Origin of the sequence: Brevibacillus borstelensis (genome assembly GCF_036700025.1) — a bacterium.
Taxonomy (GTDB): Bacteria; Bacillota; Bacilli; order Brevibacillales; family Brevibacillaceae; genus Brevibacillus; species Brevibacillus borstelensis.
Map to the genome: position 1 here is coordinate 3,781,047 of NZ_CP144922.1, position 13,425 is coordinate 3,794,471.

18 protein-coding genes are annotated in these 13,425 nt (G+C 52.0%); 1 reads left to right on the forward strand and 17 read right to left on the reverse strand.

Annotation, left to right across the window (positions count from 1 at the left end):
- Nucleotides 1-255: 255 nt before the first annotated feature.
- The 17 genes from recO to V5G20_RS18295 form a co-directional block, all read right to left on the reverse strand.
- A complete protein-coding gene (gene recO, locus V5G20_RS18215) occupies nt 256-1,020 on the reverse strand; it encodes a DNA repair protein RecO (RefSeq protein WP_003390610.1) in 765 nt (254 codons plus the stop codon).
- Nucleotides 1,011-1,166: a YqzL family protein gene (locus V5G20_RS18220; RefSeq protein ID WP_003390612.1), complete on the reverse strand. Its 156-nt coding sequence runs from the start codon at nt 1,164-1,166 to the stop codon at nt 1,011-1,013. The genes recO and V5G20_RS18220 overlap by 10 nt, the downstream gene beginning before the upstream one ends.
- A gap of 125 nt (nt 1,167-1,291) precedes the next feature.
- On the reverse strand, nt 1,292-2,209 hold the full coding sequence (era, locus tag V5G20_RS18225) for a GTPase Era (protein ID WP_003390614.1): 918 nt from the start codon (nt 2,207-2,209) through the stop codon (nt 1,292-1,294).
- The gene (locus tag V5G20_RS18230; RefSeq protein WP_003390617.1) at nt 2,202-2,600 is read right to left on the reverse strand and encodes a cytidine deaminase; all 399 of its coding nucleotides are present in this window, start codon (nt 2,598-2,600) and stop codon (nt 2,202-2,204) included. The genes era and V5G20_RS18230 overlap by 8 nt, the downstream gene beginning before the upstream one ends.
- A gap of 80 nt (nt 2,601-2,680) precedes the next feature.
- Nucleotides 2,681-3,355: a DUF502 domain-containing protein gene (locus V5G20_RS18235; protein ID WP_024984566.1), complete on the reverse strand. Its 675-nt coding sequence runs from the start codon at nt 3,353-3,355 to the stop codon at nt 2,681-2,683.
- A 16-nt stretch (nt 3,356-3,371) separates the two neighbouring features.
- Nucleotides 3,372-3,755, reverse strand: a complete 384-nt coding sequence (locus V5G20_RS18240; RefSeq protein ID WP_003390622.1) for a diacylglycerol kinase family protein — start codon at nt 3,753-3,755, stop codon at nt 3,372-3,374.
- Nucleotides 3,756-3,765: 10 nt separating this feature from the next.
- Nucleotides 3,766-4,245: an rRNA maturation RNase YbeY gene (gene ybeY, locus V5G20_RS18245; protein ID WP_003390624.1), complete on the reverse strand. Its 480-nt coding sequence runs from the start codon at nt 4,243-4,245 to the stop codon at nt 3,766-3,768.
- Between the two features lie 15 nt (nt 4,246-4,260).
- Complete coding sequence (locus V5G20_RS18250; protein ID WP_039071503.1) at nt 4,261-5,235, reverse strand: PhoH family protein; 975 nt, start codon at nt 5,233-5,235, stop codon at nt 4,261-4,263.
- Between the two features lie 34 nt (nt 5,236-5,269).
- A complete protein-coding gene (yqfD, locus tag V5G20_RS18255; RefSeq protein WP_003390628.1) occupies nt 5,270-6,478 on the reverse strand; it encodes a sporulation protein YqfD in 1,209 nt (402 codons plus the stop codon).
- Between the two features lie 98 nt (nt 6,479-6,576).
- Nucleotides 6,577-6,861: a sporulation protein YqfC gene (gene yqfC, locus V5G20_RS18260; protein WP_003390630.1), complete on the reverse strand. Its 285-nt coding sequence runs from the start codon at nt 6,859-6,861 to the stop codon at nt 6,577-6,579.
- A gap of 229 nt (nt 6,862-7,090) precedes the next feature.
- Nucleotides 7,091-7,288: a sigma-70 family RNA polymerase sigma factor gene (locus V5G20_RS18265; protein ID WP_003390632.1), complete on the reverse strand. Its 198-nt coding sequence runs from the start codon at nt 7,286-7,288 to the stop codon at nt 7,091-7,093.
- A 206-nt stretch (nt 7,289-7,494) separates the two neighbouring features.
- On the reverse strand, nt 7,495-7,986 hold the full coding sequence (locus V5G20_RS18270; protein WP_003390635.1) for a hypothetical protein: 492 nt from the start codon (nt 7,984-7,986) through the stop codon (nt 7,495-7,497).
- An 11-nt stretch (nt 7,987-7,997) separates the two neighbouring features.
- The gene (gene floA, locus V5G20_RS18275) at nt 7,998-9,005 is read right to left on the reverse strand and encodes a flotillin-like protein FloA (protein ID WP_003390637.1); all 1,008 of its coding nucleotides are present in this window, start codon (nt 9,003-9,005) and stop codon (nt 7,998-8,000) included.
- A gap of 7 nt (nt 9,006-9,012) precedes the next feature.
- The gene (locus V5G20_RS18280; RefSeq protein ID WP_122958714.1) at nt 9,013-10,356 is read right to left on the reverse strand and encodes an NfeD family protein; all 1,344 of its coding nucleotides are present in this window, start codon (nt 10,354-10,356) and stop codon (nt 9,013-9,015) included.
- 216 nt (nt 10,357-10,572) lie between these two features.
- Nucleotides 10,573-11,019, reverse strand: coding sequence for a GatB/YqeY domain-containing protein (locus V5G20_RS18285; RefSeq protein ID WP_003390639.1), 447 nt, complete (start codon nt 11,017-11,019; stop codon nt 10,573-10,575).
- A gap of 17 nt (nt 11,020-11,036) precedes the next feature.
- On the reverse strand, nt 11,037-11,210 hold the full coding sequence (gene rpsU, locus V5G20_RS18290) for a 30S ribosomal protein S21 (protein ID WP_003390641.1): 174 nt from the start codon (nt 11,208-11,210) through the stop codon (nt 11,037-11,039).
- A gap of 105 nt (nt 11,211-11,315) precedes the next feature.
- Nucleotides 11,316-11,639, reverse strand: a complete 324-nt coding sequence (locus V5G20_RS18295) for a histidine triad nucleotide-binding protein (protein WP_003390643.1) — start codon at nt 11,637-11,639, stop codon at nt 11,316-11,318.
- Nucleotides 11,640-12,034: 395 nt separating this feature from the next.
- Here V5G20_RS18295 and V5G20_RS18300 point away from each other — a divergent pair, with 395 nt between their 5' ends.
- Nucleotides 12,035-13,417 (forward strand): UDP-N-acetylmuramoyl-tripeptide--D-alanyl-D-alanine ligase, encoded by a 1,383-nt coding sequence (locus tag V5G20_RS18300; RefSeq protein WP_003390645.1) that lies wholly within the window; start codon nt 12,035-12,037, stop codon nt 13,415-13,417.
- Nucleotides 13,418-13,425: the final 8 nt, after the last annotated feature.

Genomic DNA, 13,425 nt, shown 5'->3' on the forward strand with positions numbered 1-13,425 from the left:
GACGAGAGGATTTCCCGCGGTTCCACCCTACTTGACGACACGCCGACGCATCGTCCTCTTTCCGAAAAAAGCGTTGCTCCAGAATGCCCTTCGTCAGCTTGGTTACCGGGCTTTCACCCTCCCCGGTTCGCTTTGTCAGACCACCCGCACATCCCTTTTGCAGGTCCATCCGAAAAAACCAGCGGCCGACTACTCCTTTCTTTCACCGCAACGTATTTGAATTGGTTTTTATGATAGCGAAAAGTGTTCGGAATGTCAATCGCTCCCGGCGAGCGGCATTCGTTCCATCTGATCCAGGAAGGCTCTGCTCTTGAGCCGCAAATCAAGGTGCTCATCCATGAAGCTTCTGAGCACATGCTTGAGCTGGCTTCTGGTCGTCGGCTTTACCTCGATGTCCCCCAGACGCTCCAGATCAAAAACCTGGAACAGCCTGAGCAGCTTCCAGACCGACGGAGTCACAGCAATCGCATAGGCATCGCCGGCTGCACAAGCAGGGCACAGCAAGCCTCCCTGCGAGACGCTGATGACATAAGGCTCACGCTGCTCGCCGCAGTTGGCGCAAGCTGTCAAGCGTGGAGTGATTCCGGCTACCTGAAGCATTTTGGTTTCGAATATGCGGCAAAGAATCTCCGGGTCCCGTCCTTCGTCGAGGTGGCGAAAGAGCTGGTGCAACAACTGAAACAAAAAAGGATTTCCTTCTCCGTCTTCTGTCAGCCGGTCCAACAGTTCTGCTATGTAAGCGGCATAAGCCGTAGACATCAAATCCTGCCGCAGATCCCGAAACGAGTCAACGATCTCTCCCTGCGAGAGATCGGCCATACCGCTTCCGGGTCCCGTTTTACAGAGATAGTATCCGTGGGTAAAGAGCTGGGAGACGGCGCTCAACCGGCTCTTGGCCTTCTTGGCGCCTCGAGCCATGATCGCTACCTTGCCGCGCTCCCGGGTAAACAGGGTCACCACTTTGCTGGACTCGCCATAGTCCACGCTTCGGATGACGATACCTTCCCATTTTACAAGCATGCGTGTGTGTCACCCAATTCATCCTGGGCGAGATCAAACGGGGCCTCCTCACTGGCTCCTGACGTTTGAAGGTGCTCTCTGTAGAGGAGATAAGCATGGATATCACCGGTTGAAGCGAAATAACTCCAAGAAAACTCGTTGAGCATGGAGCAACATCCTTTCTGTTTTCGGCTAAATCCACTTCCTTACTTAGATTCACCTGTGCCCGTTATTCTATGCCTTGGAAAAATTACCTTCGATCGCCAAGCCGCTTGCCGCAAGCAAAAACGTCTTATTCCTCGTTGTAGAAGCCAAAGTTTCGCAGCATTCTTTCCTGGTTGCGCCAATCCTTTTTGACCTTGATCCACAATTCCAAAAACACCTTGTCACCCAGCAGCCGCTCGATATCCACCCGTGCGCGTTTGCCGATTTCCTTGAGCATCTTGCCTTTTTCGCCGATCAAAATGCCCTTCTGCGAATCGCGCTCTACATAGATTGCTGCATAGATATACAGCGTTTTGCCGTTTTCTCCCCGCTTCACTTCTTCGATCGTGACGGCAATCGAATGGGGAATCTCTTCGCGCGTCAGATGGAGCACTTTTTCGCGAATCAATTCAGCCATGACGAATCGCTCAGGATGGTCCGTCACCTGGTCGGCCGGGTAAAACATCGGTCCCTCTTCCATTTCATCAAAGATGGCCTGTACGAGAGATCCCGTATTATTCCCCTCCATTGCGGAGATCGGAATGATCGCTTTGAACTCGTACAACTGCCGGTACTCGTCAATAATCGGCAGCAGGGCTTCCGGATGGACCTTGTCAATTTTGTTGATGACTAAAAAAACCGGTGTCTTCACCTGTTTGAGGCGATCGATAATGTACTCGTCGCCCGCCCCGCGTTTTTCTGTCGCGTCAATCACAAAGAGCACCAGGTCGACTTCATTCAAGGTGTTTTCCGCCACCGAGACCATGTAGTCGCCCAGCTTTGATTTCGGCTTGTGAATGCCCGGGGTATCCAGGAAGATGACTTGGCCTTCTTCTGTCGTATATACGGCCGTAATTTTATTGCGCGTCGTTTGCGGCTTGTTTGACATGATGGCAATTTTTTGGCCAACAATGTGATTGAGCAAGGTTGACTTGCCGACGTTTGGTCTGCCCACGATCGAGACAAACCCCGATTTGAACGATGATTTGGTCTTGCGGTTATCCACGTAAATCCTCCTTGGTGAACGCCCCTGGCAGCAGGGCTGATACGGTTGTCTCCAAGACATCTCCATTCAGATTGGACAGAATGACAGGCATGTCAGGCGGGCATAATTCGGCCATGACCTGGCGGCAGGCACCGCACGGCGAGACGGGATCCGGCGTATCGGCTACGACGGCAATCGCCTTGTATTGTTTGTCTCCCTCGGAAAAAGCCTTGAACAAAGCTGTTCTCTCCGCACAGTTGCAGAGGGGAAACGCCGCGTTTTCAATGTTGCAGCCGAGATATACCTTGCCGCTTTCCGCCAGGAGCGCTGCGCCCACAGGAAACTTGGAATAAGGTACATAGGCCCGTTGTCTAGCTTCTTTTGCCTGCGCCAAAAGCGCTTGTTTATCCATATTCATCACTCTCTGTTCTGTGAAAAACGCTGAGGCGTTTTTCTTATTTTCGACTTCAAACACATACTTCTTGCACCGTTTTACGACTCCTCTGGTTGAATCAATGCGGTGGGCTCGCTAAGCCGCTCTTTTGGCGGAACAACACCGCCCGAGATGACAAATTTTAACCCATCTTCGATCGACATGTCCAGAAATGTTACCTCACTTCGCGGAACCAGGGCAAGCCAGCCATTGGTCGGATTGGGCGATTTGGGCAAAAACACGTTTACGTATTCCTTGCCCGTAAACTCCAAGGCCCCGCCCTGCGACTCTCCTGTTAAAAATCCGACCGTGTACACTCCCTTACGCGGATATTCCACCAGCACCACCTGCTTGAAGCTGGAGCGTTCATGCACCAGCGCTTGGGACACCTGCTGAACCGTAGAATACACGCCTCGTGCGACCGGAATGAACCCGAACAGCCGCTCCACCATGGAAAAGACATGCCTTCCGACCGGTGTACGGGCAATCCCCCCGATCAATAGCAGGATCAATAGCAGCAGCAAAACCCCGATGACCGGGATGTGGCCATGAAAAGGGACGCCAAGAAACCAGACGAGCTCCCCCTGCCTGGAGGCCAGTCCGGTTGTCAGCATCAGTTCTGTCAGCCATCCCCCGACAGCGCGATCCACCATGAAAAAAACCAACTGCAACAAGTAGACGGTTACAAACAACGGAAGCAATACCATGAAGCCAGCGAATACTCGTTGCCACACTGCAGTCATGCTCCTTTCACGCTGGTAGCCATGCGGACAATTTTTGTAGGATAGGAGGACCAAAGACGTACAATCCGACGATGACAGACAATACGGCCGCAACCAGTACAGATCCGGCAGCCGCATCCTTGGCTGCTTTTGCCTTTTCGTGTCTCTCGGGTGAAGCGAGATCCACTGTTGCCTCGATTGCCGTGTTCATCAGCTCTAATGAAAAGACGAGCGCGATAGAAAAAAAGACCAGCAAAACATCGTTGCGGGAAATCTCCAACCACCACGCCATCACCAGCGCCACGATGGCTGCTGCGACGTGAATGCGCATGTTTCGCTGAGTCTTCACGGTATGGGCAATTCCTGCAAAGGCGTACGAAAAGCTGCGAATAAAGCTGCTCCATGCACGCAAGGTATATCGCCTACCTCGTCAAGCCAATTTTCTGCAGTACTTCCTCTTGACGGGAAAACATTTCTTTTTCTTCCTGCTCGGTTTGATGGTCATACCCGAGGAGATGGAGAAAGCCATGGACGGCCAAAAAGCCCAGCTCCCGCTCCAGTGAATGACCGTAATCCCGGGCTTGCTCCTCAGCCTTTGGCAACGAAATGATGATGTCGCCAAGCATGTTGGGAAATTGGTCAAGCTCTTCTTCGTCGATAAAAATGTCCATTTCGCCTTCTCCCGCCTCGTTCATGGCGAAAGACAGAACATCTGTTGGACGATCGACATTCCTGTACTCGCGGTTCAGCTCGTGTATGCGTTCATTGTTAACCAATGTGACGACCACTTCTCCGCTGACTTCTTCCCGCTCTGCTGCTTCCTGCAGACAGCGGACGATAAGGGCTTCGAGCTGCTCGCCAATCGGTTCGATTTCTTCGTGAAGGACTTCTACAGATAACACGAATGCTTGTCTCCTTTACCTGGTGCTGTGTTCTACTTCGTCTTTGGCGTACGCCTCGATAATTTTTTGAACCAGGCTGTGACGTACGACATCCGTCTCCTGGAAGCGGATAAAGGCGACGTCCGGGATAGGGCCGAGAATCCGCTCAGCCTCTCGCAATCCGGACTTTTTGCCCTTCGGCAGGTCGATCTGTGTCACGTCACCCGTAATCACCATCTTGGAGCCGAATCCAAGACGGGTCAAAAACATTTTCATCTGCTCCGGAGTGGTGTTCTGGGCCTCATCGAGAATGACAAAGCTGTCCTCCAGCGTGCGGCCGCGCATATACGCAAGAGGCGCCACCTCGATCAGTCCCCGCTCCATCATTTTTGCCACCTGCTCTACACCCAGCATGTCGTACAGTGCATCGTACAGCGGACGCAGATAAGGATCTACCTTTTCCTGCAGGTCGCCAGGCAAAAAACCGAGACTTTCCCCTGCTTCTACCGCAGGCCGTGTCAGGACGATCCGTTTGACTCGTCCATTTTTAAGAGCGCTGACTGCCATCACAACCGCCAGATACGTTTTTCCGGTACCCGCCGGTCCGATGCCAAACACGATATCATGCCGTTTCATTTCGGATAAATAATGGCGCTGTCCCAGTGTCTTGGCGCGAATCAGTTTTCCTTTCTGCGTCCGAGCCACTTCCTCCTCGTAGACATGGAGCAGCTGTTCAACCTCTCCATTTTCGAGAAATTGCAGCGCGTACGATACGTCACGCTCAGAAAGGGGGATGCCTCTGCGGATCAGCTGAAGCAAAACGGAAAACAAGCGAGACAGCTTATCCACCTCTGCCTTGTCACCAGCGATGAGGACCTCACCACTTCGGGAAATGATTTTTGCAGTTGTTTTTTCTTCAATGATTTTTAGATACGCATCGTGGGGTCCAAACAACAGTAGTGCTTCAGATGCATCAGCAAACGGGATTTTTACCTCTTCTTGTACGTGCAACAGGCTTCCATCTCCTTGCAGCAGTAATCATATGTTAGGGAGCTGGATCAGGCGAGGGCGGCGAGGCCACAATCGGCTGTTCCTCAGCAATATCTTCGATGACAGAAAAATGAATGCTCAAGTAAACTTTACCATTCTCTCTCTTGACGTGCAAAACTTTTTCGTCTCGAATGGCCGCATCCGCTCCCGCTTTTTGCAAGATATCCTCGCGTGCGATCTGTTGGGCCAAAGCGATTGCCTCCTCTTGGCTGAGCTCCTGCGCGACCGGCTCTACCTCCGCATGCGTAACGGTCTTCCAGCCGATGGGAATCGAGAACCCGGCTATCGAAGGCGAATACCTTTCTTCGGAGGACTCCGCTTTTGCAAATGGCTCGATTTGCCACGGCCAAATCTGCAGCGCGTATGGCCCGACCAGCAAGTACTGGTGTTCTTGCTTTTCCCCCGTGTAGCGGTATTGGGAACGGGTTAGCGGAACGGAGACGTTGCTGATATACCAGACTTCTCCTTTTACAGTCCCTTTGGCTGCCACTGCCTTTTGCCGTTGATCATTCCCGATGATCCCTGAAATGAGGATTTGTCCTTTATTGACAACCTGATTGACCGTCACCGCTTTCTTGCCTGCCTCTGGCAAAATGGTGGAAATGACCGCCCGCTTCTTTGCCACCAGATGGCGTGGCCCGATCGGATCAGGCAACTCCTGTTCCTCCTTCTCGACCACCTGGATGATCGCCTTCGTTCCCTGGATGTTCACCCATATCCAGGAGGCTTGCGGAATCAGCTTCATCATCTCCCGCCGTATTTCCTGCGGTTCTTTTAGTTTGGCCTTCCATACCCCTTCTTTAATCCCTACTTGTTCTGCTGCCTTGGCCACCATTTCCGGATGGAGCTTTTTGGTCCCCACTACCTCTATTTGCCAAACGAATGAGGAGAGCATGTACAATCCGAAGAAAAACAAAGCGACACCCGTGATAAAACCCGCTTTTTTCCGCAAACGAAACAGCCAAAACGGAAATCCCTCCCGCTTTTGCACATGCACCCGGCAGCCCGTCTCCTTTAAAAGCGGCCGCAAGCGAAAGTAATCCTGAAGCAGGATATCACAACTGCTGACCTCTGTACCGACCCTGCGAATGTTCCATACCTGTATTCCCTGTCGCACTGCCATGTTGAGGAACCTTTCAAAACGTTTGCCACGGACCGTAATCGTGATATGTCCGTTCATCCATTCCTGCAGTCCATTGCGCATGCTAGTCCCCACTTTCCTCGCGTATTCACCCTCATCCCCGCCGGGAATGGCAGACCACTGGCTCATCGGTGGCCCCCCATCCTTCCTGCGAGTCCGACTTACGTTTTCTCGAGAAATTTCACCCCGCCGATCCTGCCTTCCAATAGCACTTCTTCGGGTAAAATGGCGCGGATGACCAGTTGCTCTCCCGTCACAATCAGTTGACCGTTGGTTAACAGTAAACGGAGCTCCTTCTCACTGAAGTGGAGAACTCCGCGGTGGTTTTCAATATACATCTGCAAATGACCAATCATGGTGATGCGCGGGACTTCGAGAACCACATCCTGCGGCAAATCCAGCACTCCTACTGCCAGATTACGCAACCGGCGGCTCCATCGCCTCATGAGTAAGCCCCCCCTTTCGCTGACGCATCTATGGAGTATGGAGAAAGAAAATCGTCAAAGACAAGACAGCATCGTGCCCGCAATTCTTCTCTTATAACCGTATGCGGCATAGCCGGAGGAACATGCAGAAAACTTCATGTCACAAACGAAACGATAGGCGAGAGGACCCAAAGGCAGCCAAAATAAAAAAAGCCCGTCACTCCATGCGAGGAGGAGCAGGCTAGTTCTATCATCCTTGATGAACGGGTTGTTTGGAACCCTTCGAGGATCGCGAGGCCGCTTTCCACTTTTTCAGTACACGCTTTACTTTTTCAGCCGTACAACCGCAGGCGATTGCTGTCTCGTAGATGGATTTTTTTTCATAAATCACCAGCCGAATCACTTTCTGTCGAAATCGGCTCATCCCTTCCAATGCCTGTGGATTCATCCTTTTCTACCCCTTATCTTTTCTAAATATTGTAATTCTTTTCCTTCTTTAAGAATAGGAGATGGATGCAATCGACACAAGTAGTGTTATTCGATATCTTTCGACAGCGAAATCTACCAAAGGGAAGCCTTCTATGGAAAAAAGAAGAGCTGCCCTGCATGCAGTCTCTTCTGCTTTACAGGACAGCCCCTGCGGCCAAAACAGGTTTACAAGCTTCTTCTCGCTGGAAGATGGGGAGTGCGCGCTCGAGGTGGGCCATAAATCATCGCCCACTTCATCCCTTCCCGAGGATCGAACGTATCGTGCTGCTCTTCCTCACGCGAAACTGCAGGAGCGCTTGCAGACTCTTTTCTCTCCAGCGGACGTTCTGCCTCAGCAGCGGTTTCCAGCGTCACCAAATGCTCCGACTCTTGCCACCCCTCAGTCTGTACGCTGCTTTCCATAGCAGGTGCCGCTTCAGGTCGAGGCTCAAGCGATGTGACGGTCCGCCTTTCTTCCTGCTCTTGCTCCCACGGCCATCCGCCGCCATCCGCTGGTGTAAGCACCGGGCGGGGAGCGGGTTTTTGATTCGGCTTTTTATTTCCTTTCAGACCTAACAGCTTATAGCCCAAGTAGCCCAGTATGACAAACCAGAACTTGCCGATCAGCGGAATTGCCCAACCCAGCAGATCAAATAAGAGCTCCAGGAGATCGTCCATGATCCCGGCCTCTACTTCTTGTCATCCGGCGGGGTAATCGGTTTCTGTTTTTCACCCGCATGACCGAATGATTGACGCATCTGGGTATCCGCTGAAATATTTTGCAGGTTGTAGTAATCCATTACGCCCATTTTGCCGCTTTTCAAAGCCTCGGACAAAGCGAGTGGCACTTGCGCTTCCGCTTCCACTACTTTTGCTTTCATCTCTTCTACGCGGGCTTTCATTTCCTGTTCGGTTGCGACAGCCATCGCGCGGCGCTCTTCGGCTTTTGCCTGGGCAATGCGTTTGTCCGCCTCTGCCTGATCGGTCTGAAGCTGTGCCCCGATGTTTTTCCCTACATCTACATCTGCAATGTCGATGGACAGGATTTCAAAAGCGGTACCAGCGTCCAACCCTTTGTTCAATACCGTTTGGGAAATTCTGTCCGGATTCTCCAGCACGTCTTTATGCGCCTCGGAAGAACCGATTGTCGTCACAATTCCTTCTCCTACACGAGCAATGATCGTCTCTTCGCCTGCACCCCCGACGAGTCGGTCGATATTGGCACGCACGGTTACCTTTGCTTTCGCTTTCACTTCAATACCGTTCTTGGCCATCGCAGCTACGATTGGCGTTTCGATTACCTTCGGATTGACGCTCATTTGGACCGCTTGAAGCACGTCGCGGCCAGCCAGGTCAATCGCGGCCGCACGCTCGAAGCCAAGCGGAATATCCGCACGCTGCGCGGCAACCAGGGCATCAACAACGCGGTCTACGTTACCGCCGGCGAGATAGTGACTCTCCAGTTGATTGGTGTCCAGCTCAAGCCCTGCTTTTCTTGCCTTGATCAACGGATTGACGATCCGCGACGGGATAACCCGGCGCAGGCGCATAGCCACCAGTGTAATGATCCCGATCCGAACGCCGGACGCCAATGCAGATATCCAGAGCATGACCGGGACGAACGAGAAGAAGATGGACAGGACAACAATTGCCACTGCCACCATAAAAATAAGAGGAATTAATCCGCTTTCCAACATGTACAATCTACTCCTTTTGATCGATTTCCTGAACGACTACCCGAGTTCCCTCAACTTGGCTCACGACTATTTGCGAACCAGCGGCGATAAATCCGCCTGCGCTGACTGCGTCAATCCGCTTGCCATCAATCTTCACGACACCGGCCGGACGAAGCGGCGTCAGTGCCACACCGTTTTTGTTCAACAAATCGCGCTGGTCTTTCGGGGCGACGTATCCCGCTTCGTTTCGCTGAACCTCACCTAGGATAAACTTGCTGAAAAGGCCTTTTATCCCATACTTCTTGATGAGAATGAGCATGACGATAACCGTGACCAGAACGGCAATACCCAAAGACGCAAGCCCTTGCTGCGTGTCGTAAGCCGCCATGATCAAACCGGTGACGATACTGATAAAACCAATGGCTCCCACAATTCCGCCCGGCAAAAAGATTTCCATGATCATCAGCAAAATACCGAGGACGAACAGGGCGATGTGCAGCCAGGTGGCAAAACCTGCCACGTAATGCCCGAAGAAGTACAGGCCAAAGGCACACAGCGATATCGTCCCCGCCACACCAAAGCCTGGCGCAAACAATTCAACGACGATTCCGACCAGGCCGACAATCAGCAGCAGACTCATGACGACCGGACTTGTAACGACACGGGCGACACGCTCTCCCACTGTAGGCTCGATGGTCTGCAGGCTGTCCGCCTGAACACCCAGGTACGAAAGCAATTCTGCTTTGCCCGACACCACCTGATCGGCATATCCGAGCTCTTTGGCCCGTTCTGCCCCGAGCGAGAGGACGGTCCCCTTGCCTTTCAGCCCGGGATACTCTTTGTCGATCTCTACCATTGCACGGGCTACCTCTTCGTTTCGCCCGTTCAGCGCTGCTGCTTGGGCCATTTTTTCAGACCAGCCGGAAATGAGCTTCACGTCCGCCGCATTTCCTGCCAGATCGATTGGAGTGGCTGCCCCGATGCTGCTGCCGGGCGTCATCACAATCTCGTTTGCATTCAGGGCTATATAGGTTCCCGCAGAGAAAGCCTGATTGTCGATATAGGCGACTACGTGAACCGGGGATTGCCTGATCAGCTGCCCGATCGAATCGGCAGCTCCGATCTCGCCGCCCGGCGTGTTGATGTGCAGGACAATCAGGTCGGCCTGCTGGCTTTCCGCTTCGGCGAACGCTCTTTTTAGGAAACTTCCCAAGCCTTGCTCGATCTCATGCTCCACAGGGATCCAGTAAGCCTTGTGATAAGTTTTGGCATCGGCCAAATGTCCGGTGGTAAAACCCAAAATCGCTACAGCAATGCAAATGACTGACAGTAATAGCCGCAGAGGGTTCACCGTACGCCTCATTGAACGCATCCCATATACCTCCTTTCTTCGATTGCCTCAGATGTCAGCTACTAAGGGTATACGGAATACATCCCTAATCGTTTCATTTTTCCTTTGTTCATTGTCAGGATCGGCATTTTCACGCAAAATATCCCGCTTCTGGAAGCTTTTCGCTGCAAAAAAAGAAAAACCCAGTCGTTTGAAGACTGAGTTTTTCTGTCGTATCTATATGAGGTTGTTCCTTTTTTACGTTGGTAGTTCCTCAGATACTATCTTTTGCACGAGTGTACCGTCAGCTTTTCCCTTTACTTTTGGCATGATGACGCCCATTACCTTGCCCATCTCCTTTTTGGAAGAGGCACCGGTGGAAGCAATCGCTTCCCGGACAATCTCACGAACTTCGTTTTCACTCAGTTGTACAGGCAAATAAGCTGAAAGCACTTCAATTTCTTCTCGTGTTTTTTCGGCCAGATCCAAACGGCCGCCTTTTTCAAACTCATGGAGGGATTCACGGCGCTGTTTTAACTCACGGGTCAAGATGGTCAGCTCTTCGTCTTCAGACAACTGTCTACCTTTGTTAATCTCTTCGTTCTGGAACGCAGCTTTCACCATGCGAATAACAGAGAGTTTTAGCGCAGCTTTGTCCTTCATCGCTTGCTTCATATCTTGATTGAGTCGCTCCATTACACTCATGATGGGCCCTCCGTCAATTAATACTTGCGCTTACGAGCTGCTTCGGATTTTTTCTTGCGCTTAATGCTTGGCTTTTCAAAGTGGCGACGTTTACGCAGTTCCGCCATCACCCCAGATTTGGCGCTCTCACGCTTGAAGCGGCGAAGTGCGCTATCCAAAGACTCGTTTTTCTTGACTCGAATTTCTGCCATCTGTCTTCCCTCCCTCCGCTAAAACCGTGGGACACCTGTTACCAACAGACTGTCACACTTCATTATAGGACAGAAAACCAAGGCAGGTCAACCTTTCTTTCCAACTTATTCTTGGAAACCTGCCATAAAGTGATAGTGAATATGGAAAACTTCCTGTCCGGCTGATTTTCCGCAGTTGTTTACGAGACGGAATCCGTCCAGCTTCAATTTTTCCGCAAGATGCTGTGCAACCTTGTGAATATGAGCAATCAGCGGCAAATCCTCTTCCTTTGCATCCATCAACGTAGGAATCGGCTTTCTCGGAATGATCAGGAGGTGGACCTTCGCTTTGGGTGCGATGTCGTGAATCACGATCACCCTGTCATCTTCATATTCAAACCTGGCTGGAATTTCTTTATCCATGATACGCGAAAAAATGCTTTTTTCCATCGGGGAAATCTCCTCCTGCCCGCACATATTCTCATTTCAGAAGCTGTATGTATTGGTAAGATGCCGAGGCCTTCCTCCAAACTAGTATTATGATAGCCGAGTTCCTCCGGGAAATGCAATGTCCGCCCGCCAAAAGGTCGGTTATGCGGACAAAAAAGCCTTGCGGTGTCAGGACAGGAATGGTAGCATGGCTTCGTAGTTTTCCCCGGTATAGTCCGCATCTTTTTTCTATACCGTCCGTGGTCAACAGCGAACGCTGCGCTGCCATGAATTTCTCATCAGAGACAAACGTATCATCAAAGCGTGCGGTCGCCGTTGAGCACGGGAAAAATGTCGAGACGTTTCGATCCCCGCGGAAATGGGGACATTATGCACGCAAAAAGGAGATTGTTTACATGAAGCCAATGAAACTGGAACAGATCGCCGTCATGGCAGAAGGTCTGGTTTTGTCAGGTGATCCCGCCCTCGCTCTGACCTCTGTTCATTTTGACACGCGGCAGTTGGATGCTGGCGCACTGTTTGTAGCGATTCAAGGTGTACGAGACGGACACGATTACCTCCTGCAAGCGGTTGAAAGGGGAGCACAGGCTGCCATCATCTCCAATCAGCAAAAAATCCCGGAGAATCTGCCGGAAGGCTTTGGACTGATCCTGGTCAACGATACGCTTCGCGCCTTTCAGAAGCTGGCCAAAAATTATCGCAGGCTCTTTCCGATTCCGATGGTTGCCGTTACAGGCAGCATAGGCAAAACGACGACAAAGGATATCGTCTCGCACGTTCTGGAAAGCAAGCTCTCGATCCATAAAACGTATAAAAATCTGAACAACCACCTGGGTGTGCCGTATTCCCTGCTGCAGCTTGCGGACAGCCATCAGGCCGCCGTTCTGGAGCTCGGCATGAATCATGCCGGAGAGATTGATCTGCTCGCCTCTTTAGTAAAGCCTCGCATCAGTGTCATCACGTACATCGGTGAATCCCATCTGGAATTTTTCGGTTCCCGGGAAAAAATCGCGCTGGCCAAGGCAGAGCTGCTGCCCCATACGGATCCCGACGGCTTTGTTCTGTTAAACGGCGACAATGAATACTTGCGCAAAATCGCTCATTTGTACCCTGGCAAGGTTCTCACCTACTCGGTCGAGGGTCCGGCGGATATTTGGGCGGAACGCATAACGGCGGAAGAGAACGGCATGGCATTTGACGTCTGTTTTCGGGGAGGAGACCGTTTTTCCGCATTCCTCCCGCTTTTCGGAAGCCACAATGTGTTGAACGCGCTGCCTGCTGTAGCGATCGCACGCCATTTTGGAATGACCGACGAGGAGATTATCCGGGCTTTGGCCGCTGTAAAGCTGTCCGCCATGCGCTTTGAACGGAAAAATTCCGTCACCGGCGCGGTTTATATCAGCGATGCCTACAATGCCAGCCCCACATCGATGGAAGCGGCTGTCTCCACCTTTGCTGACATCCTGCCAGATCGCACGAAAGTATTGGTATTGGGGGAAATGTACGAGCTTGGTCCGGACAGCGGAGAGATGCATGCACAGGTTGGCCGTTTTGCCAGCAAGCTGCGCGACCGGTTCTCGCTGCTGGTAGCCATCGGAGAGCTGGCCCGTCCCCTGTACGAGGCATACGAAGGCGAGAAGCGCTTCTTCGCTGCGAAGGAAGAAGCTGCGGATTTGCTGGCTTCCCTCTGCGACAGCTCGCATGCCTTTTTGTTCAAGGCCTCGCGCGGAATGGAGCTGTGGACGCTCCTGGAGGAAATCGAGAAGCGACAAGGATAAAAAAAGCC